We start from the raw sequence: 20,818 nt of genomic DNA on the forward strand, positions 1-20,818 counted from the left end.
AAGAGCGTAGGCGACAGCCGACACTGCACGTCCCGTGAGGACCGTGGACGTAGACGTTGACGCGTGCTCGGGCAGCCTGTGTCCGAAGAATCCGAACACGACGTCGCGGGTGACGGCGAACGCTGCGACGGCGGTGAACATCGCACCCGCTGACTGCCTGGTCCACCGCCCAGGCCTCGCGGCGACGAGATCATCCGGGCGGGGGCCAAGTGGTTCTGTCACAGGAAGCGTCGGATCGGGGTGACGGTGACTTCCTTGGCGCGTTGCAGTGCCGTCCGCCGTCTCCATCGGGTGAGATCGATGTCCACACTGCTCTTCAGATCCGCTTCGTAGTCCCGGTCGAGTGCGGCGGTGAACTCCTCGTCGAGGACGGCGAGCATCACTTCTTCGTCGTGGTCCATGGACCGACGGTTGAAATTGGTGGAGCCGATCAGAGAGGCGACCGAGTCAACGGTGATGATCTTGGTGTGCATCATTGTCGGCTGGTACTGACGGATGTGCACTCCCGCCTGCAACAGGCGCGTGTAGTGGTGTTGACCGGCGAGCTGACAGGCACGCTGGTCCGTGTGCGGGCCGGGCAGCAGGATCTCGACGCATACGCCACGACGAGCGGTCTCGCACAGCAGGTCGATGAAATAGGTGTCCGGAGCGAAGTAGGCGGTGGCCAGCCGGAAGCGTTCCTCGGCGGAGCTGAGCATGACCCGGATGAGGGTCTGCATGTCCTGCCAGCCGATGCTCGCGGAGCCCCGGACGACCTGGACCACCGATGATCCGGCCTGCGGGTGCTCCGTGAAGCGGTCGCGGTCGTCGAAGAGTTCGTCGTGGCACTCCGCCCAGTTCTGCGCGAACGCGGCCGCGATTCCGTCGACGGCCGGACCGCGGACCTGGACGTGGGTGTCGCGCCATTCGGCCGGGTTGCGCGCATCACCGCACCATTCCTCGGCGATGCCGACGCCACCGGTGAAGGCGGTGTGCTCGTCGACGATGAGAGCCTTGCGGTGGCAGCGATGGTTCTGCTTGAAGGGTGACAGCCACGCGGGTCTGCGGAACCAGGCCACCTGAACGCCCGCACTGCTCATGAGGTCCAGCAACTGCCGCTCGATCTCCTTGGCGCCGAAGCCGTCCAGCAGCAGGCGTACCCGCACTCCCGCGCGGGCGCGATCGGCCAGCGTGACGGCGATGTCGTGGGCCACCTGGCCCCGCCAGTACACGAACGTCATCATGTCGATGGTGTGCCGGGCCGAGCGGATCGCCCCGAGCATCGCGGGGAAGATCTCATCGCCGTTGCGCAGCGGTACCAGAGCGTTGTCTTCGGTGGCGGCCACGCCGATGAGCCGCTCCAGGCGACGTCGTAGGCGCTGCTTGCGCGCCTCCGCGTCGGGCACGGTGTCGCGAGCCGGGGGTGCGGGTCTACCGCCGAGTGTCACGTCGAGTCTCCCACTGGGCCATGAAGAACAGAGAACCTCAGGGCTGCAGAGTGAGCCCGAACAACCGCATTCCCGGTCGGAGCCGCGGCACTCCAGCCGTCGTGATGCGCGTTCGGCGCCGGTTCCGGCTGGTGACCACATGCCGGAACCTGGCGCCCTTTGCGGGCAGTCGTACGTCACCGAGCCGTGACGGTGGGTCAGCCGGCCGGTCAGCGGGAGGTGGTCCAGCGGGGGGCCGTAGCGGCCCAAGCCGCGTCCCACCGGGCGAGGGTGTGCCGTTCCAGCCTGCGGTGGGCGTAGCCGTGTGCGGCGGCGCCGAGGAGGGGGACAACCAGTGCGGTGAGGACTACCCAGCCCACGACACGGTTGCGGATCTGCTCGGTGGTCAGGGGTGGGTCGGTGATCATCCCCTCGGCGTTCACCCATACCCGGACGGTGCTCCCGGCGGGCAGAGCGGGTTCGACGTCGGTCTCGTCGGTGCGGGTGTGCCCGTCGGGGTCGGTGAAGCGGACGGTCACCGGATAAAGGGCCTTCTTCGACTCGTGCGATCCCGGCTCTGGATGGCGGGGGGCGTCATGGACCAGGACCGCGGGGATGTGATGCCACCTGGTGGTCTGCTCCCGGGCGGCTGCCGTGTAGTGGCGATGGGCGGTGTCGCCGACCAGGAACGCGGTGGTGGGAAGGGCGGCCGACACGGCCAGGAGGAAACCGACGGCGATCCATGCCTGTGCGAGGTCGGTGCGACGGCGCAGAGGATTGCGCCGCCATCGCCACAACAACAGGTGGTGCGGCGGTTCTTCGGGAGGGGGATCCGAGGGTGTCGGGCGGGTCACGATGTCTCTCCTTCCGCAGAGCAGGGCAGCCCCGCTGAGCGCTCGCGGGGGCGGGACGGGGGAGGGGCGGCGGATCAGTGGTGGAGGTGCGCGGTGGTCGAGGGGTGGTTGTGTGCGGCGTGCAGGAGCTTCGCGGCGCCGCGGACCGCGGCGGTGTGCGGGGCGGCGACGGGCCGGACGGCAGTGCGGAGTCGGCCGGCGAGGCCGTAGGTGATGTCCGGGCGCAGCGCGCCCCCGCCGGCCAGGAGAGCACCCCGCTGGAGGGCGTCGAGCGTCTGGGAGGTGCGGTCCTGGTCCAGCATGCCGGTAACCATGGCGACGACGGCGTCGGTGATCCGTGCAGGTGAAGTGAGGTTGTCCAGATCATTGGTGCCCAGGGCGGTGCAGCGGGCGTCGGTCACCGCGCCGTCGGTGAGGAGCGTGACCTCGGTCAGGTGGGCGCCGAGGTCCACGACGAGGAGTGGACGGGTCAGGTCGGCGTCCGCGGCCAGGGCCACGGCACGGGGGGTGGGGACGGTCAGCACGGCGCGCGGGCGAAGGACCTCGACGGCTGTGCGTGCTTCGGTCCGGTAGACGATGCCGCCCAGTACGGGCGTGGTCAGGACGAGCAGCGGGCGTCCGAAACGGGGCAGGCGGTGACCGAGCAGCCGGTCGAGCATCCGGGCTGTTCCGGGGGTGTCGACGATCGCCCCGCGCTGGATGGGACACGTGCCGCCGACGCCCGGGAAGGTCACCGAGGGCACGTCGAGGATCATCCGCCGTCCGGATGTCCAGGCTCGGGTGCGGGCGCTGCCCAGATCGAGGGCGATGCCGGTGCACCGTCGGCACGAGGGCCACAAGCGATGTCGGGCGGTCATAGGACCGGGACCGGAGGCGGTGATCACCGGTCGGCCTCCCTGACCTGCTGGCAGCGGGCACAGTAGCGGGCCTGCGGCACGATCATCAGCCGCTCGCGGGCGATGGGACCGCGGCACAGGTGGCAGCTGCCGAAGCGGCCCCGGTCCATCCGTTGGAGGGCGGCTTCGACGTCGGTCAGGACCATACGTGCGGAGGCGGCGAGCTGGACGCGGACTTCGACCTGCGAGGCGGTCTGCCGGTCGAGAATCGCGTCGGCGCAGGTCGTGGCGGCGGTCGAGAGCTGCTGCAACTGCTCCTGGCGGAACAGCCGTTGCTCGTGCAGGCTCTCGCGCAGTACGGCGAAGTCCTCGATCGACAGAGCGGTGTTGAGGTCGTCGATAGTCTGGTGTTGCACCAAGTCACCCCCTGGGCAGGGCGGATCAGGGACGGCGGACGGATGCCTGTCAGGCGGCGTTGCGCTGGCAGGGCACACAGAACGGCGTGTAGGGCAGGATCTCCAGGCGCTCGACCGGGATCGGCCTGGAGCAGGTCCGGCAGACGCCGTAACTGCCGTCCTGAACGCGGGCGAAGGCGGCCTCGACCTCGGCGAGGACTCGCCGGACGGTGTCCTTCTGCGTGCACATCACCTGTTCCTCCGCGTCGGGCGCGGCCTCGACGATGGCGTGCAACTGGGTGAGACGGGCGGCACGTTCGTGTTCGAGGCGCTGAAGTGCCTCGTGCGCCGTCAGCCGCTCAGGACGGGTCTCGGTCCGGGGCGTGTCGAGTGACATGGCGGTTCCTTCTTTCCACGAGAACGGTGGGCGTGGTGGAGGCAGTCGTCGAAGGCGGGAGCCGGGGGAGACGCGCCGGTCGGTGCATGCCTCCACAGTGGCTGCGATGCCGTGTGAAACCCATCGGGTGCGATACCCATCTCTCGCGCGGCCCAGGACCCATCACCACGTGGGCAGCCGAGGATCGGGAAATGGGCATTGGAGCCCATCGACGGCGGAACAGACAGCGGGCAACCTGGACAGCAGGCCGGTCAGGGCCAGTGGACGCGCAGCTCGCGTCCAGGCTGCGCGGTGGCCGACCGTGGAGACAAAACCGTGTCTCACGAGGAAAGGCGTCATCCAGGTGTCCCTGTTCTGGCGGATCTTCGCGCTCAACGCGGTCGTGCTGGGAAGCGCCACCGCGCTGCTGCTGTGGGCTCCGGTGACGGTGTCCGTGCCGGTGGTGCTGACCGAGGCGATCATCCTCGTGGCCGGTCTGGTCGTCATGCTCGTCGCCAACGCGGCCCTGCTGCGGATCGGCCTGGCACCGCTCGACCGTCTCACACGGCTGATGACCACCGTCGATCTGCTGCGCCCCGGGCAACGGCTGCCGGAAGGGGGCCGTGGCGAGACCGCCGAACTGATCCGCACCTTCAACGCCATGATCGAGCGCCTCGAACACGAACGGGCCTCCAGTAGCGCCCGCGCCCTGTTCGCACAGGAAGCGGAGCGGCGCCGCATCGCCCAGGAACTGCACGACGAGGTGGGCCAGACCATGACCGCGATCCTGCTCGCGTTGGAGCGGGCCGCCGCCGAGGCGGACGAACCCCTGCGCGGTGAACTGCGGCAGGCGCAGGAGATCACCCGGGGGAGCCTGGACGAGGTACGGCGTCTGGTACGGCGGCTGCGGCCGGGCGTGCTCGAGGACCTCGGTCTGGTCAGCGCCCTGACCTCCCTGACCGGCGAGTTCGCCACCCACGTAGGGCTGCGCGTGGTCCGCCGCTTCGACACCGGCCTGCCCCTGCTGGACCAGCAGACGGAACTGGTGCTGTACCGCGTCGCACAGGAAGCGCTGACCAACGCGGCCCGCCATGCCGAGGCCGGCCAGGTCGAGGTGAGTCTGCGGCACACCGGCGAGGAGGTGACGCTGGCCGTCGTCGACGACGGCCGTGGCACCGGGGCCGCCAGCGAAGGTGCCGGGATGCGCGGAATGCGGGAACGGGCCCTGCTGATCGGAGCCACCCTGGATGTCACCTCGCAGCCGCAGGCCGGTACGACGGTCCGGCTGACCGTGCCCCACCTCAGGAAGCAGCCATGACCACGCCCGACACATCCGTGATCCGTATCCTCCTCGCCGACGACCACGCCCTGGTACGGCGCGGAGTGCGGCTCATCCTCGACCGGGAGCCGGACCTCGAGGTCGTCGCCGAGGCCGGGGACGGCGCGGAGGCCATCGACCTGGCCCGCACCCACGAGATCGACCTGGCGGTGATGGACATCGCCATGCCCCGGATGACCGGACTGCAGGCCACCCGGGAACTTCTCGCGCTGAAACCCGGAGTGCGGGTGCTGATGCTGACGATGCACGACAACGAGCAGTACTTCTTCCAGGCGTTGAAGGCCGGTGCGGGCGGATATGTGCTGAAGTCGGTGGCCGACCGCGACCTGGTGGCGGCGTGCAGGGCCGCCATGCGGGACGAGCCCTTCCTGTATCCGGGTGCGGTCACGGCGCTCATCCGCAACTACCTCGACCGGGTCCGCCACGGTGAGGAGCCGCCCGAGCAGATCCTGACCGCGCGCGAGGAAGAGGTCCTCAAACTCGTGGCCGAGGGCCACTCCTCCAAGGAGATCGCCGAGATGCTCTTCATCAGCATCAAGACCGTCCACCGGCACCGGGAGAACCTGCTGCACAAACTCGGGCTGCGTGACCGGCTGGAACTCACCCGATACGCGATCCGCGCCGGCCTGATCGAAGCCTGAACCGAACGGCTGCCGCAGAGCTGCGGGCGGGGCCGCCACCGGTATCGAGGAGGGAAGGGAGAGAGGGGATGGCCCGCTTCACGCACTCCGTTCCGCGTACGCGCGGCCCGGGCGCGGCAGCGGTGTGGGTGGTCCTGCTCGCCGTCCTCATCACCCTGCTCGGCCCATGCGTCCCGGGCGGTGAGCCCTCCGGTGTCCGGGGCGGCGCGGTGGTCGTGGCCGACTCCGTGCACGGCGAGTCTTACGCGGACAACGCTGACCCGGCCGTCTCCGCCGCGGCCGTTCGGAGCCACCGGGATGCCGCCGGTGAGCGTCATGCTCCGCCGGTCTCCGCCCCGGGTGCGTCGCCCGCCACAGGGACGGCCCCGCTCCCGCCCGCACGGTCTCCGGTCGCGGCAGCAGGCCCACCCGTGCCGGAGCCACCGGCACACCGTCACGGGGTGCGCGCACCACCCCTGTCCTCCGGCATCTGAACCCTTCCCTCTCCTTCCCGACCTCGGCCACTCTTCTCCCGGCCGAGGTGTGCCTGCCGGAGGCCCCCAGTGAACCGATCCCCGCACATCAGAGGACTGATCGCCCTCGCTGCCGTAGCCCTGTCCCTGTACGTCGCCCTCACCGTGCCCGTCCACCTCGGACTCGATCTGCGGGGCGGCACCCAGATCGTGCTGGAAACCCGCCCCACCGCCGCTGCCGACGCCGGCGAAGAGGCGACGGACCGCACCGTGGAGGTGCTGCGCGGCCGTATCGACGCGCTCGGTGTCGCCGAACCCACCATCGCGCGCTCCGGCAACGACCGGATTGTCGTCGAACTGCCCGGCCTGCAGGATCCCCGTGAGGCGGCCGACGTGCTCGGCCGCACCGCCCAGCTCACCTTCCACCAGGTACTCGGTGCGGCCGCCGGCCCGGACAGCCTGCCCGAACCGCTGCCCGAACGGCCCCGCGAGCAGGTGCTGGCCGACGAGTCCGGCCGACACCTGCGCCTTGGGACGGCCGCGCTGACCGGCAAGGACGTCGAGAAGGCAGCCGCCCGCTTCGACCAGCAGGGCGGCGGATGGCACGTCACCGTCGACTTCGAAGGAGCGGGTGAAAGGGGCTGGGCCCGCCTGACCGGCGAGGCCGCATGCCACGCGGCCGGGGATCCGTCCCGCCGGGTCGCCATCGTCCTGGACGACACAATCATCTCTTCGCCGCAGGTCGACCCGTCCATCGCCTGCGGGTCCGGCATCAGCGGCGGTTCCACCCGGATCACCGGAACCTTCGACGACCGCGAAGCCAAGGACCTGGCGCTGCTCATCAACGGAGGCGCCCTCCCGGTGCCGGTCGAGACGATCGAGCAGCGCACCGTCGGCCCCACGCTGGGCGCCGAAGCCATCACCGCCAGCGCCTGGGCCGCCGTCATCGGCACCGTGCTGACCTCGCTGTTCATCATCGCCGTCTACCGGATCATGGGCGTCCTGGCGACGGTGGCCCTGGCCTGTTACGGCCTCATCTCCTACGCGGCCCTCGCAGCCCTCGGCGCCACCCTCACCCTGCCTGGCCTCGCCGGCTTCGTGCTGGCCATCGGCATGGCGGTCGACGCCAACGTGCTCGTCTTCGAACGCGCTCGCGAGGAGTACGCCTCCCACGGCCGGCCCACCCCGAGGTCGTCGTTGGCCGCCGGGTTCCGCAGGGCCTTCAGCGCGATCGCCGACTCCAACATCACCACCTTGATCGCCGCCGGCCTGTTGTTCTTCCTCGGCTCGGGCCCCGTACGCGGGTTCGGTGTCACGCTGGGTATCGGCGTCCTCGCCTCCATGCTGAGCGCTCTGGTCGTCACCCGTGCCCTCGCCGAGTACGTCGTCGCCCGTCCCCGTCTGCGACGCCGCCCCCGCCTCACCGGCATCGCGCACACCGGCACCGTCCGCGACCGCCTGAGCCGCGCCGACCCGAACCTGATGCGCCATCCGCGGCGATGGCTGGCCGTGTCAGCCGGCGTCCTCGTCCTCGCTGCTTCGGGCATCGTGGCGCGCGGCCTCGACCTCGGTGTCGAATTCACCGGCGGCCGCCTCATCGAATACACCACGGCCACCCCCGTCGACGCCGACCGGGCCCGCAGCGCGCTCGCCGACGCAGGGTTCCCCCGGGCCGTCGTGCAGAGCTCCGGCGACAACCAACTCACCGTCCGCACCCACCAGTTGACCAACGCCCAAGCAGTGGCCATCACCGACACCGTCACCGACCTGGCGCCGCGAGCCGACAAGATCCGCGACGAGGCCATCGGGCCCAGCCTCGGCAAGGAACTGCGGCACGGCGCCCTGACCGCCCTCGTCGTCGCCCTCATCGCCCAGCTCGTCTATCTCGCGGCACGCTTCCGCTGGCTGCTGGGAACCTCCGCGGTCGCCGCCCTCGCCCATGACGTCGTGATCCTCATCGGCGTCTTCGCCTGGCTCGGCAAGTCCGTCGACGGCGTCTTCCTGGCCGCGCTGCTGACGGTCATCGGCTACTCCGTCAATGACTCCGTCGTCGTCTTCGACCGGCTCAGGGAACTGGGCCGGAGCGAGAAGAAGAGGTCATTCGCGCGCAACGCCAACCAGGCTCTTGTGCAGACCCTTCCCCGCACCGTCAACACCGGCATGGGTGCCGCGTTCATCCTCAGCGCACTGGCCGTCCTCGGCGGCGACACCCTGACCGACTTCGCTCTCGCCCTCCTCATCGGCCTCGTGGTGGGCACCTACTCCTCGATGTTCACAGCCACACCACTGGCCATAGAACTGCACAGGCACCGCACCCAGGTGGCGCGTTCACCGCATCCGGAGTCCGGGATCGTCAGCTGTGGTGGGGCACGTTGATGTGGATGCGGATGGTGGTGCCGTGGTCCCGGGTGGAGCGGATCTCGACCAGGTCGCACAGCTGGTGGACCAGCCACAGGCCGCGGCCGCCGATCTGGTCGACGGTGGGGCGGGCACGGCCGGCCATCACGTCGGCGATGTAGCCGGCGTCGCGGAACTCACACAGGAACGTCGAGTCCTGGGTCCAGGTGCGCAGGGTCCCGCCGCCCCCACCGTGCCGGATGCTGTTCGTGGCGATCTCTGTGACGGCGACGGCCAGCTTGTGCTGCTTATCCTCCCGGACGCCCGCGTCCGCCGCGCACTGGGCGACCTTCGAGCGGATCGCGGCCAGGTCGCCATGTGTGTAGCTCAGTTCCTGGAAGGGATCGCACGGGGGATTCAGGGCGTCGAAGGGATACTCGCCGGCCGTGAGGTAGCCCTCGTTGCGGACGTAGTGGCTGTCCTGGCGGATCAGCGGGTGGCAGCGGGACAAGGACTGCAGAGCGCTCTGGTCGTCGTCGGCATTGTCGTAAGGGCACAGCATCGACCAGGCGGAGCTGCGGGCGAAGGCCCGGTTCAAGAGCCACTCGTGGTAGCGCAGTTCAGAGAGGTGCGCGGCGCTGCGGGCCTCGCGCCAGGCCGTCTCCCCGATGCCCCGCACCGGCCTGTTGCCCGCGCCGCGCTCCTCCATCCACGCCACCCAGGCGCCGACGAGCCGGCCGGGGTTGGGTCCGAGCGCCGTGGTGTCGACGAAGGTGACGGCGGACTCCTCGGCGAGTTCGCCGCGCAGGAGCGACACCTTGTCCGAAGGGACGGCGACGACCACGGCCTCGCCGCCTTCCAGGGCCTCGTGGATGTATCCCAGCGTCCCGGACAGGAACTGCGCGTCCCCGCGATAGGGGTAGAGCTCGTGGCGGAAGAACGGCTCGGCCTCCCCGGGCGGCATTGACGGCGAGATCGAGGTCATGCGGCCATCACCACCGGCAGTCCGGGTGTCGCGTAGCCGGCGAGGTCCCAGCACAGCCGTACGGTCTCGTTGGCGCCCTCCACGACGATCCGGCGGTCCGGCAGGTGACGCGCGGCGTCGACCAGGGCGTGCATACCAGCGGCGTCGATCATGTCCAGAGTGTCGAAGCGCAGCGTCATCTTGGGTGAGAACCGGACCGCCGCGCGTACCGCGAGGTTGAAGGTGTCCGCGCACTCCGAATCGATCACTCCGTCAACGCTCCAGCTGTCGGCACCCGTGCTGTACATCCGGAAAGCCGGACGTGCAGCGCGCCTGCCCATCTCGTGCGGGTGCACACCTGCCACATGTTCCAGAGTAGGCGCGTCCCACTGTGACGGCTGGAAGGCGCAGAGCACGATGGCGTTGCTCTCCGAGGCGAACTCGTCGAGCTTCAGTTCCTGGGCCAGCAGGTCCTCGGTCCCGCTGGGCGCTGTCGCAGGCACCCGCTCCGTCAGCACGCGCACCGACCGGTAGCCCTCGCGGGCCGCGGTACGGGCTTCCCGGCGCACCGCGGCCAGGACGGAGTCGAGATCCGCAACGCGGGGAAAGTCGAGAATCACCGAGGCGGACGGCACCGCGTCACGGGCCAGACCGGAGACGGCACCGGCGGATCCGACCACCACGATCTTGTCGCCGTACAGGGCGCCGTCGGCCACGTAGGCGAGTACGTCGGCCGGGGCCGCGGCGGCTGGGTCCGTGTGCCAGCAGACATGGTCGCCGAGCTCGACGTCGTCGAACGTGGCCAACGTCCGCGCCGATCTCACCTGGTCCCCTTCCGACCTTCCAACCCGTCCTGGGACACCGAGAATACTGGTCCGAACAGAAGATCGTTAAGCAGTACGGAGATCGGGCAGGTCACGGGCCTGCGCCGGTGCAGAAAATCTGTCCCTCGCCTGTTCCGTAGCCCAGTCGGATAGCGTGTCCGAATGCCGTCCGTGAGTCTGCGCCACGCAGTGCGCGCGATCATCCTCGATGCGGACAACTGCATCCTTCTCTGCCGGTTCGCGATTCCCGAACCTGTGGGAACGGTCGTGTGGGCAGCTCCCGGCGGAGGCGTCGAGCCGCAGGAGACCCTCCTCGCCGCACTGCACCGCGAACTGCAGGAGGAGGTGGGACTCACGGTCACGACCCCTCCACCCCACGTGTGGCACCAGGAAGTCGTGGCACCGGGACACGCCGCGGGCTACGACGGCGTCGTGAACGACTACTTCCTCGTACGCACGGCCCGGTTCAGTCCTCGCGGAACGCTGTCCGACGACGAGCTCGCCGCCGAGAACATCAGCGGCCTGAAGTGGTGGCACCCGCGTGAGATCGCCGGCTACGACGGTCCCGACCTGTTCTCGCCCCGCGACCTCGCGACTCCGTTGACGGCCCTGATCACCTCCGGTGTTCCGGCCGAGCCGGTCCTGCTCGGGCTCTGACGCCGTGTCCGGGCGGCGTTTGAGGCCGTCGACCTTGCCCCCCCCACGCGGATGCGCGACGACGGTGTCGTGCACCTGCTCGCCTGGCAGCCTGCCCAGCTTCCGGCCCCGTGTGCAGCGCGATCGCCGTGGCGCACTCCACGCGTTGACGCCGGCCGACGGCTGCAGTGAACGCGTGGAGCCTGTGCCAAAGGGTGTGCGCCGGACGTTACTTGACGTCGACGTAGTCGCCGGCCGCCGAGGACGCGCCGGTCGTGGTGTTGGTCGGGAACGAGTAGCGGTAGTAGCCGTCGGCCGTGGCCTTGGTGGTCGACTTGAGGGCGCCGCCGGTGCCGCTGGTAACGGACTTGAGGGTGGTGTAGGTCTGGCTGGTCTTCTTGCGGTACTGCAGCAACACCTTCTGCCCCGCATAGCCGGCGGTGGTGCCGTTGGTCCAGTTGGCCCGCTTCAGGCTGCCGACGACGGTGATGGTCTTGCCCTTCTTCACCGGCTCCGGGCTGGCGTTGACGGTCAGCTGCGAGGCTCTCTTGATTTTGGTGGTGGCGACGTTGTCGTCGTAACTGGCATTCGCGTAGAGGTCGTAACCGCCGAGGAACAGCTTCCAGGTCCCGGCCGCACCGTTGTCCTTGAAGTCCGAGGCGGCGTTGATGTGGAAGACGGCTGTGCAGGCGTAGACGCCGGTCTGGGACGTGGACTCGACGCAGGCGGGATCGTCGTCGGTGCCCAGGGAACCGGTGATGGTGTCCGTACTGGAGCTGTCCGTGCCCTGCCAGAGGAAGGCTTCCGTGAGCGCGACCCCGCTCGAACTGGTGGCGACATACGTGACGGTGACGTTCTTCTTGGTCGTGACGCCCAGGACGATGTCCTTGCCGCCGTTGATGACAGCCTTCGAGAACTTCATGCTGCCCAACGAGTCGTACGGATGGACTGACTTCGCGGCGAAGACGCCGAGGCCTGCCGGTGCACCCGGACGCTCCGCCGCCTGAGCGGTTGCCGGAAGAGCGAGTGCGGACACAACGACGGCAGCGGAGAACATGGCGGCTGTGACACGTATACGCATGTGACTACCTTTGGTACGAAGGGACCCGCCGAACTGCCTTCCCGGTCGGGCCTGTTGACGTGGTATGTACGTAAAGCCTGTGGAAAATCGGCAATGATGCACTTCCGCCGTCGGGCGCAGGCGCGCCCCGCGACACACTGCTGCGGCCGTCGAGAAATCCCAGGCCGAGCAGCTGGTTGAAGGGCGTGAACCACATCGGGACAGTACGTGCCACAGGGCATGGTGCGGCATCCGTGAAACCACGCACTTCGCCACGCAAGTACCGCCCCGTATGCACGTCACCTGTCTGAGCGCCCCGAGGCGACCTCGCGTAGTTACTCGAGGAAGGCGGCGATGAGGGTGGCGAATTCGTCCGGCGAGGCCAGCCGGACACCGAGGTCTTCCGCTTTGGCGCGCTTGGATCCGGCGCCTTCGCCTGCGACAACCAGGGTGGTTTTGCGGGAGACACTGGAGGAAGAACGACCCCCGGCCCGTTCGATGAGTTCGTTCATCTGATTGCGGCTGAGCTTTTCCAGGGCGCCGGTCATTGCGCCGGTCACGACCACCGTCATTCCGGCCAGCGGCCCGTCCGCTGTCTCCGCACTTCCCGCGCCGCTGTCGGCATCGACAACCGTGACGGCAGGGGGCGTGGCGCCGGGTTCGGTCATGTTGACCCCGGCGGCGGCGAGCTTGTCGATGAGCGGGGCGAGTTCGGCGAGTTCGGCGACGATGGAAGGGGCCTTCTCGGTGCCGATGCCCTCGACCTGCTGCATCGCTTCCGCATCCGCGGCCCGGATGTTGTCCATGGTGGCGAAGTACCGCGCGATCCGGCGGGACATGGAGCGGCCGGTGCCCCGTACGCCGAGCGCGCACAGCACCCGGGACAGCGGCCGGCTCCGGGCCGCTGCGATCGCGGCCAGGAGGTTGTCGGTGCTGGTTGCGCCCATCCGCTCCAGATCCAGGAGCTGCTCGCGGGTGAGGGTGAACAGGTCCGCGAGGTCGGTGACCAGGCCGGCGTCGACGAGCTGGACGACGCGCGTGGCGCCAAGGCCTTCGATGTCGAGCTGGTCGCGGCCGGCGGCGTAGGAGAGGGCGGCGACCAGGTGGCAGTTGCGACCGTTCTCGCACCGCCAGCGCTGCTCACTGGTGTCGATGCCGGACCCGCAGTGCGGGCATGATTCCGGGAAGACGATCGGCTGCTCCTCACCGGTGCGCAGGTGCGCCACAGGGGCCTCGACGCGGGGGATGACGTCGCCGGCCCGATGCACCATGACGTGGTCGCCCAGGCGAAGGTCGCGGCGGGTGATGTCGGCCGGGTTGTGCAGGGTGGCGTAGGTGATGGTGGCGCCGTCGATGATGACCGGCTCAAGGACGGCGCGCGGGGCGATGATTCCGGTCCGGCCCACGTTCCACTCCACTGCGAGCAGCCGGGTGATCTTCTCGACGGCCGGAAGCTTGTAGGCGACAGCCCAGCGAGGGGCCCGCGACCCCGCTCCGGCCGCCTGTTGGTCGGCGGCCAGGTCGGCTTTGATGACGACTCCGTCGATGCCGAACGGCAGGTCCGCGCGCAGTGCGGCGATCTCCTGCACCCGGGCCAGGGTCTCCTCGACGCCGGTGGTGGTGATGCCGGGCACCGCGGTGGTGGCGGTGGTGTTCACGCCGTAGGTGGCAGCTTGGTCCATCAGTTCGCTGTGCGCGGCCTCGCCCAGCTGTACGGCGAGCCCCTTCTCGGTCTCCGGCAGGGGCAGCAGGCCGTAGCCGAAGAACGTCATCGGCACCGTGTAGTCACGGTCCTTGGCCCGTAGGGTGCCCGCCGAGGCGCCCCGGGGATTCGCGAACGGCTGACCGCCGTGCTCGGTGCGCACCTCGTTGGCGTGCTCGAACTGGGTGGTGGTCATGAGGATCTCGCCGCGCAGCTCCACCGTGACCGGCTCGGTCAGCTCGAGGGGCAGTCCTTCGATGGTGCCGATCGCATGGCTGACGTCCTCCCCGGCTGTGCCGTCGCCGCGGGTGATCAGCCGGGTGAGCCGGCCGCGGGTGTAGCGGGCGGCGACCGCGAGGCCGTCCAGCTTCGCCTCGACACTGAACTGCTCGACCTCGTGACCGATGCGGCGGGACAGCGACGTGGTCCAGGCGGTGAACTCCTCCGGGGAGAACACGTTGTCCAGGCTCAGCATCGCCACCGTGTGCGGGACATCGCCCTCCACGGCCCCGCCGGCCACCTTCCCGGTCGGCGAGCCGGGCAGGACCTCGTCCGGACGGTCGGCCTCCCACGCTGCGATGCCGCGCACCAACTGGTCGTAGGCGTCGTCGCCGAGCGGTGAGGTGCCGCCCGTGTAGTAGGCGGCTGCGGCCTTCACGGCATCCTCGACCGCCTGGGCGTAGGCGGCGGCGTCCACGATCTGAGCAGTGGGTGTGGTCATGTCCGTCATCCTGCCTGCCACCACTGACAACGGCCCGCCGACCTGCGAGCCGGTGGCAGCAGTGCTTCGAGAGTCGGAGAACCGGTACCACCGGTCCGCGAGACGACGGCAGAGCAAACACGGGCATGCCCCCACTCCTGGCGGCTTCCCCGCTCGCGACGAGGCGGCCTTCGGAATGCCGTCGAGGCCGCTCATGAGCGGAGAGTGCGGTCAGCGATTCTGTTCGGCCTCACGGACCGCCCTGGCGGCGGGCCCTGCGGACGAACATGAACGGAGGCGCTTCAGCAAAGGGCCCGTCGGACCGGTGGCCGGGCCCGTGGGGGCGCAGCCGCCGGTGCAAGCGCGCGGCGTTCCTACGGGGCCATCTCGTACGCGCCGGACAGCGCTTCGACCTGTTGCCAGACCCGCTCTGTGCGTGCCTCGTCGATGACCGGTCGTCGGAGTGAAGCGATCGCCCAGGCCTGCTGTTGTTCGGTCGCCGAGTCCTTGCCGTGCAGTTCGACGGCGTGCACGCAGAAGTCCCGTACGAGGACGCCGAAGAGTTCGTCCAGTACGTCCTCGTCGAGTCCGGTCAACTCTGCCTGTTCCAGGACGAGTTGACCGTGTACGACGAGCGCGAAGAGCTGGCCGATCGCGAGGAGCAGGTCGAGGTCGCGGCTCTGCTCCGCGTCGGGGGCGGCCGTGGCGACGAACTCGCAGAGCGCGTCGGCCTGTTCGCGCAGGCGGGCGACGTTGGGCAGATGTGCGTACGCCTCGAAGGCCGGGCGCCAGTCGTGGAAGCGCACCGAGCCCAGGCCGCGGGCCGGCCCCTGACGGAAGAGGAAGTCGTCGTCGGCCGCGTCGAGGCGGGCCGGCACCCCGGGGTAGTCGGCCGGGTCGAGGAGATGGTTGCGCAGGAACTTCAGGATCAGGGCCAGGTTGACGTGGACCGTGCCCTCCAGCTTCGGCAGACCGCGGATTTCCACGGCCGCCTGGCTGAAGTAGTTGTCCTTCTCGAAGCCCTTGGCGGCGATCACGTCCCACATCAGGTCGATGACCTTCTCGCCCTCCGTGGTCACCTTCATCTTCGTCATCGGGTTGAAGAGCAGGTAGCGGCGGTCGTCGGGGCCGGCGGAGCGGAAGTAGTCGACAGCGCGGGCGCTGAACAGCTTCATGCCGACGAGCCTGACGTATGCGTCGGTCAGCTCGCGTCGTACGTGCGGGAAGGCAGTGACGGGGCGGCCGTACAGGATGCGGTTGTGGGCGTGGGTGACGGCCTCGTACATCGCGTGTTCGCAGATGCCGATCGAGGCGGTGCACAGGTTGAACTTGCCGACGTTGACCGTGTTGAGGGCGGCGTCGAAGGCTGCGCGGCCGGTGTGCAGGACGTCCTCGGAGGCTACGGGGTAGTTCTCCAGGCTGAACTCGCTGACGAACTTGGACGAGTCCACGACGTTCTTGACCAGGTGGTAGGCCGGGTGACGGCTGTCGGCGGCGAAGAACACGTAGCCGTCGGGGCCCTCGACGTCGGTACGGCGGCCGAAGACGGAGACGAGTCCGGCGGCGTTGCCGTTGCCGATGTAGTACTTGGAACCGGTGGCGCGGAAGCCGCCGTCGCTGTCGGGCTCCAACAGCATGTCGGTGGAGTAGATGTCGGCGCCGTGGGTCTTCTCGGACAGTCCGAACGCGAACACCTCACCCTGGGCGAGGAGTTCCGCGGTGCGGGCGCGGGCGGCGGCGTTGTCGCTCTGCCAGACCGGGCCGAGGCCGAGGATGGTGACCTGCCAGGCGTACCAGTAGTCCAGGCCGTAGAAGCCGAGGATCTCGTTGAGCGCGGCGATACGGGCGGTGTCCCACCGCTTGTCCGGCTCCCCCTCCCCGGCGGCCGAGGAAGGTGTCAGGAAGGTGGCGAAGAGGTTCTCCTTAGCGGCGAAGGCCAGGAAGTCGCCGAGCCACGCGCGGGTGCGGTAGTCCTCGATCAACTGCCGCTTCCCACGCTCCTCGAACCAGTCGACGGTGGCACGCAACAAGCGGCGCGTCTCGGGGTCGAAGTGCGCGGGGTCGTAGGTGCGCGGGTTGAAGAGCAGTTGGTCCGCCATGGTGAGGGGTCCCTTTCGGCTGGTGGACGGAGGGGGATCGGGAGGTGCGGCGGCTGCGGCAGCCGTAGGGGAGGAGTGGCCGGCCGGTGCGGTGGCGGTCAGTGGGCCGGATCGAACCGGGTCAGCGTCGCGAGCACGTCGTCCAGCCAGCCGGCCATCATCTGCTCGTAGGCGATGCCGCCGCGCAGTACGGCGTGCTGGAGTTCTCGCTCGGCGTCAAGGGGTGCGTCCGCGGCGGCCGCGGACGCCTCGGGGCCCGTGAAGTCCCGCTTCTGGCCCGCGAGATAGTGCGCCAGTCGGTCCTGGTGGGCCTGCCGGTGCCGTTCCACCTCGCGGATCAGGGCGGCCGGGTCGTCGAAGGCGGCGCCGCGGATCTTCACCGCCAGGTCGTGACGGACGCTCTCCGGTTCGATCGGGGCGTGCAACCACGAGGAGAGCGCGGTCCGGCCGAGGCCGGCGACGGAGTACTCCTTCTTGTCCGGCCGGCCTTGCTGCGGGACGTCATGGGCGTCGACCCAGCCGTCGTTCTCCATGCGCTTGAGTACGCGATAGATCTGCTGGTGGGTCGCGGTCCAGAAATAGCCGATCGACCGCTCGAAACGCCGGGCCAGCTCATAGCCGGATCCGGGCTTCTCCAAGAGCGATACCAGGATCGCGTGTTCGAGCGCCATGGCGACGATCGTGCTATGCAACTCGTTGCATAGCAAGTGTCACGCACCCCGATGCGACATGGCTCACGCCCGGACGTGAACCCTGCGTCGCCGTCACGACCTTGCTCGATGCGCGCCCTGCGGCTTTGTCACCCGACCGGGGGGCGCAGGGGACACGCTGGCGACGTTCAGGATGCGTTCATCCCGGCGCTGGCAAAGTCCCTCGTGGCGATGGCCGCTGCGCGGTCGCTGCTGCTCACAGGGCTGCTGCCTCTCGCGGGGCCGCGTCCTGCCGTACGACCGCACAGGAGCCCCCACCTTGCAGCAATCCGAATTCCTCACCGGCCTCGACGTCGCGAGCACGACCAAGTCGGTGATGAAGAAACTCCCGGAAGTGACGCTTGCCTTCTGGATCATGAAGATCGCCGCGACCACCCTGGGCGAGACCGCCGGCGACCTCTTCTCGCAGACCCTCGGGCTCGGCTACTTCCTCACCACGATCGTGCTGTTCCTCATCTTCGTGGTGACTCTGGTCGTCCAGCTCAGGTCCGGTCATTACAGGCCGTACCTCTACTGGACCGTGATCCTTTCGACCAGCATGGCCGGTACCACGATGTCCGACTTCATGAACCGTGACGCCGGCGCGAAGTACCTCTCGAGCGGGGCTGGTTCGCTCGGCTGGGGTCCGCAGGGTCTGGGGCTGGGCTACCCGGCAGGAGCCGCGATCCTCTTCTCGATCCTGCTGGCGGTCTTCGCCGTCTGGAGGGCGACCGGCATGACCTTCCGGATTCGTGACATCGTCACCTTCCGCGGCGAGGCGCTGTTCTGGTCGGCGATCCTCGTCTCCAACACCCTGGGCACCTCCATGGGTGACTTCCTTTCCGACAGCTCCGGCCTCGGCTACGCCGGTGGCGCACTGCTCGTGGCCGGGTCGCTGGCCGTCCTCGTCGTCCTGATGAAGGTGGCCGCGGTGCCGAACGTGCTGCTGTTCTGGGCCGCGTTCGTCCTCACCCGCCCCTTGGGAGCCACCGCGGGAGACTTCCTGACCAAGCCGGTGGTCAAGGGGGGTCTGGACCTTGGTACCGCGGGCTCGTCGGCCGTACTGCTCGCCCTCCTGCTCGGCTTGACGGGCTACGCGCAGCTGCGGGAGCGCCGGAACGTCGCCTCGCGTACGGCGGAGCGGAAGCCGGTCGCCCGGCAGGTCGGCTGAGTCGGGTCACCCGGCAGGCGGATCGACCGGGGGGCGTACGCCTGGGGTGTGCCCGCTATCGCGGGACACCTCGCCGTCGACGACGAGGGGCAGGCTTCGCGCGAGAGGCAGCGGGCCCGCGCCGTCGTGTCCGTGGGCGTACAGCAACGGTCTGAGGCGCGTGGCGACCGACCGGCAGGCAGTACGTCAACCAAAAGAAACGTGCCGTCCGGCCCATGCCGGGCCGGACGCGCCACGTCCAGACACGTCCAGCCGTCGGTCTACGCCCCGTCGAAGGACATGATCACCTGTCGCCTCCCTCGGGCTTGGCGCCCCGATGGGCCCGGTACACCTCGACCAGGAGAGGAATCAGCGACACGACAACGACCAGCGCCACCAGCGGCAGCAGATAGCGGTCGACATTCGGGATCGAAGAGCCCAGCGCATACCCCGCGAGCGTGAGTCCGATGCTCCATGCGAGTCCGCCGACGACCTGCCACAGCGTGAACGTCCGCACCGGCACTTCCAGAGCGCCGGCCATCGGGTTGAGCACGGTCCGCACCACCGGCACGAACCGGGCCAGCACGATGGCCTTGGCGTGCCCGTACCGCTCCAGCAACTCCTCGGCCCGTCTCGCGCCGTCGTGCAGACGCCCTGAGCGGCTGCGGGCCAGCAGTGCTCCGCCCGCCTTGCGGCCGAGCAGATAGCCGCACTGGGCGCCGGCCAGCGCACCCGCCGCGGCCGCGACCAGCAACGGCCCCAGGGACAGGTGCACACTCTTGTCGGCGGACCCCGTGCACAGCAGTCCGGCCGTGAACAGCAGCGAGTCGCCCGGCAGGAAGAACCCGACCAGCAGGCCCGTCTCGGCGAACAGCACCACCCCGACCCCCAGCACGCCGAATGCCGCCAGCAGCGAGTGGGCGTCGAGTACGTTCACGGCCAGGTACGACGCCGGATGGAGCGGTGCGGACATGGACAGAGGCCTTTCCGGCAGACGAAATTTCCCACGAACCCACGGTTCTGCTGGAACTTCCCCACCGAGCCTACCTCTACATGATGTAGTAGATGTTTCCCGGGTCGACGAGGACAGCCCCAAGGAGAAGACGTGAGACCCACCCCCTCCGCGTCCGCACCGCTTGGCCGACCCGCCCCGCGCCTGTCGCCGTGGCGCTTCGTCGTGGTGTTCGGGAGCGTCAGCCTCCTGATGGACTTCGCCTACGAAGGCGCGCGCTCCGTCACCGGTCCGTTGCTCGCCCATCTGGGCGCCTCGGCGGCCGTGGTGGGCGTGGTCACGGGGGCGGGGGAGGCCGCCGCGCTGGGACTGCGGTTGGTGTCCGGACCGCTGACCGACCGAAGCCGCCGGTTCTGGGCGTGGACGATCGCCGGCTACGTCCTGACCGCGGTCAGCGTCCCGGTGCTCGGCCTGGCGGGCATCCTGTGGGTGGCGTGCACTCTGGTGGTCGCCGAACGGGTCGGGAAGGCGGTGCGCTCCCCGGCGAAGGACACGCTGCTCTCGCACGCCACCGCCGCCACGGGCCGCGGGCGTGGCTTCGCCGTCCACGAGGCGATGGACCAGGTCGGTGCGCTGCTCGGTCCGCTCACGGTGGCCGGCATCCTCGCCCTCACCGGTGACGACTACGCGCCCGCACTCGGCGTGCTCGCACTGCCCGGCGCGGCCGCGATCGCCCTGCTCGTGTGGCTGCGTGCCAGGGTCCCCGACCCGATCGACTACGAGCGGGCCGCCGGCGTCCCTGTCCCGGTGTCCGACGTCCCGTACTCCGTCCCGCCCGAGGACGTACGGCTGCCGCGCGCCTTCTGGGCGTACGCGGCCTTCACGGCGGCGACGCTGACGGGGTTCGCCACCTTCGGAGTCCTCTCCTACCACCTGGTGACCCGCCATCTCATGTCCGCCGCGGCGGTGCCCGTGCTGTACGCGGCGGCCATGGCCGCGGACGCCCTGGCGGCCCTGGCGACGGGCTGGCTGTACGACCGGTTCGGCGCCCGTGTTCTGATCGTGCTGCCACTGCTGTCCGCCGTCGTTCCGGCCCTTGCCTTCACCTCCACGCTGTGGATCGCCATGGCCGGTTCCCTGGTGTGGGGCGCCGCCGTCGGTGTACAGGAATCCACGCTGCGCGCGACCGTCGCCGACTTGGTGCCGAGTGGCCGACGGGCCACCGCGTATGGCCTGTTCGCCGGGATCCTGGGCGCGGCCGCGCTGGTCGGCGGGGCACTGACCGGAGCCCTGTACGACGTCTCCGTTCCCGCTCTGGTCTTCACCGTCGCCGGGATCCAGGCCGCCGCGCTCGTCCTGCTGTGGAGCACTCGGGCCGCGCACACGACTCCAGGGAGGTAGAGAGC

Annotated in this window: 19 protein-coding genes; 7 read left to right on the top strand and 12 right to left on the bottom strand. The window is 69.5% G+C overall.

The genetic code is table 11. The features are described 5' to 3' along the window. Window positions 1–218: 218 nt before the first annotated feature. The 5 genes from OHT57_RS44565 to OHT57_RS44585 all read right to left on the bottom strand — a co-directional run bounded on the left by OHT57_RS44565 (window position 219) and on the right by OHT57_RS44585 (window position 3,888). Window positions 219–1,427, bottom strand: coding sequence for a phospholipase D-like domain-containing protein (locus tag OHT57_RS44565; RefSeq protein ID WP_328752684.1), 1,209 nt, complete (start codon window positions 1,425–1,427; stop codon window positions 219–221). Between the two features lie 209 nt (window positions 1,428–1,636). Further along, complete coding sequence (locus OHT57_RS44570) at window positions 1,637–2,260, bottom strand: Rv1733c family protein (RefSeq protein WP_328752685.1); 624 nt, start codon at window positions 2,258–2,260, stop codon at window positions 1,637–1,639. A gap of 74 nt (window positions 2,261–2,334) precedes the next feature. Further along, window positions 2,335–3,117: a rod shape-determining protein gene (locus tag OHT57_RS44575; RefSeq protein ID WP_328752686.1), complete on the bottom strand. Its 783-nt coding sequence runs from the start codon at window positions 3,115–3,117 to the stop codon at window positions 2,335–2,337. A 23-nt stretch (window positions 3,118–3,140) separates the two neighbouring features. After that, a complete protein-coding gene (locus tag OHT57_RS44580; RefSeq protein ID WP_328752687.1) occupies window positions 3,141–3,515 on the bottom strand; it encodes a TraR/DksA family transcriptional regulator in 375 nt (124 codons plus the stop codon). A gap of 46 nt (window positions 3,516–3,561) precedes the next feature. Then, window positions 3,562–3,888, bottom strand: coding sequence for a TraR/DksA family transcriptional regulator (locus OHT57_RS44585; RefSeq protein WP_328752688.1), 327 nt, complete (start codon window positions 3,886–3,888; stop codon window positions 3,562–3,564). Window positions 3,889–4,231: 343 nt separating this feature from the next. On the opposite strand from OHT57_RS44585, the gene OHT57_RS44590 reads away from it, so the two are divergent. The 4 genes from OHT57_RS44590 to secD all read left to right on the top strand — a co-directional run bounded on the left by OHT57_RS44590 (window position 4,232) and on the right by secD (window position 8,675). Continuing rightward, the gene (locus OHT57_RS44590; protein ID WP_328753507.1) at window positions 4,232–5,185 is read left to right on the top strand and encodes a HAMP domain-containing sensor histidine kinase; all 954 of its coding nucleotides are present in this window, start codon (window positions 4,232–4,234) and stop codon (window positions 5,183–5,185) included. Further along, a complete protein-coding gene (locus OHT57_RS44595) occupies window positions 5,182–5,847 on the top strand; it encodes a response regulator transcription factor (protein ID WP_328752689.1) in 666 nt (221 codons plus the stop codon). Before OHT57_RS44590 ends, OHT57_RS44595 begins: the two co-directional genes overlap by 4 nt. Before the next feature lie 68 nt (window positions 5,848–5,915). Then, window positions 5,916–6,320 (top strand): hypothetical protein, encoded by a 405-nt coding sequence (locus OHT57_RS44600; RefSeq protein WP_328752690.1) that lies wholly within the window; start codon window positions 5,916–5,918, stop codon window positions 6,318–6,320. A gap of 69 nt (window positions 6,321–6,389) precedes the next feature. Then, window positions 6,390–8,675, top strand: coding sequence for a protein translocase subunit SecD (gene secD / locus OHT57_RS44605; RefSeq protein WP_328752691.1), 2,286 nt, complete (start codon window positions 6,390–6,392; stop codon window positions 8,673–8,675). Here the strand turns inward: secD and OHT57_RS44610 are convergent. Then, window positions 8,653–9,621, bottom strand: coding sequence for a sensor histidine kinase (locus tag OHT57_RS44610; RefSeq protein WP_328752692.1), 969 nt, complete (start codon window positions 9,619–9,621; stop codon window positions 8,653–8,655). The two genes, secD and OHT57_RS44610, sit on opposite strands and share 23 nt — an antisense overlap. Continuing rightward, on the bottom strand, window positions 9,618–10,424 hold the full coding sequence (locus OHT57_RS44615; RefSeq protein WP_328752693.1) for an MEDS domain-containing protein: 807 nt from the start codon (window positions 10,422–10,424) through the stop codon (window positions 9,618–9,620). The genes OHT57_RS44610 and OHT57_RS44615 overlap by 4 nt, the downstream gene beginning before the upstream one ends. 162 nt (window positions 10,425–10,586) lie before the next feature. On the opposite strand from OHT57_RS44615, the gene OHT57_RS44620 reads away from it, so the two are divergent. Then, a complete protein-coding gene (locus tag OHT57_RS44620) occupies window positions 10,587–11,081 on the top strand; it encodes an NUDIX domain-containing protein (RefSeq protein ID WP_328752694.1) in 495 nt (164 codons plus the stop codon). A 208-nt stretch (window positions 11,082–11,289) separates the two neighbouring features. On the opposite strand, the gene OHT57_RS44625 is transcribed toward OHT57_RS44620, so the two are convergent. The 4 genes from OHT57_RS44625 to OHT57_RS44640 form a co-directional block, all read right to left on the bottom strand. Beyond that, window positions 11,290–12,141 (bottom strand): hypothetical protein, encoded by an 852-nt coding sequence (locus OHT57_RS44625; RefSeq protein ID WP_328752695.1) that lies wholly within the window; start codon window positions 12,139–12,141, stop codon window positions 11,290–11,292. A gap of 314 nt (window positions 12,142–12,455) precedes the next feature. Further along, complete coding sequence (ligA, locus tag OHT57_RS44630; protein WP_328752696.1) at window positions 12,456–14,543, bottom strand: NAD-dependent DNA ligase LigA; 2,088 nt, start codon at window positions 14,541–14,543, stop codon at window positions 12,456–12,458. Between the two features lie 353 nt (window positions 14,544–14,896). Then, window positions 14,897–16,621: an acyl-CoA dehydrogenase family protein gene (locus tag OHT57_RS44635; protein ID WP_328752697.1), complete on the bottom strand. Its 1,725-nt coding sequence runs from the start codon at window positions 16,619–16,621 to the stop codon at window positions 14,897–14,899. A 98-nt stretch (window positions 16,622–16,719) separates the two neighbouring features. Continuing rightward, on the bottom strand, window positions 16,720–17,292 hold the full coding sequence (locus OHT57_RS44640; RefSeq protein WP_328752698.1) for a PadR family transcriptional regulator: 573 nt from the start codon (window positions 17,290–17,292) through the stop codon (window positions 16,720–16,722). 298 nt (window positions 17,293–17,590) lie between these two features. Between OHT57_RS44640 and OHT57_RS44645 the strand changes: the two genes are divergently transcribed. Continuing rightward, window positions 17,591–18,481, top strand: a complete 891-nt coding sequence (locus OHT57_RS44645) for a COG4705 family protein (protein WP_328752699.1) — start codon at window positions 17,591–17,593, stop codon at window positions 18,479–18,481. Between the two features lie 283 nt (window positions 18,482–18,764). Here the strand turns inward: OHT57_RS44645 and OHT57_RS44650 are convergent, their stop codons facing one another. Then, on the bottom strand, window positions 18,765–19,433 hold the full coding sequence (locus tag OHT57_RS44650; protein ID WP_328752700.1) for a DedA family protein: 669 nt from the start codon (window positions 19,431–19,433) through the stop codon (window positions 18,765–18,767). A gap of 132 nt (window positions 19,434–19,565) precedes the next feature. Between OHT57_RS44650 and OHT57_RS44655 the strand changes: the two genes are divergently transcribed. Further along, on the top strand, window positions 19,566–20,813 hold the full coding sequence (locus tag OHT57_RS44655) for an MFS transporter (protein ID WP_328752701.1): 1,248 nt from the start codon (window positions 19,566–19,568) through the stop codon (window positions 20,811–20,813). Window positions 20,814–20,818 lie beyond the last annotated feature (5 nt).

Source organism: Streptomyces sp. NBC_00285 (assembly GCF_036174265.1).
Lineage (GTDB): Bacteria > Actinomycetota > Actinomycetes > Streptomycetales > Streptomycetaceae > Streptomyces.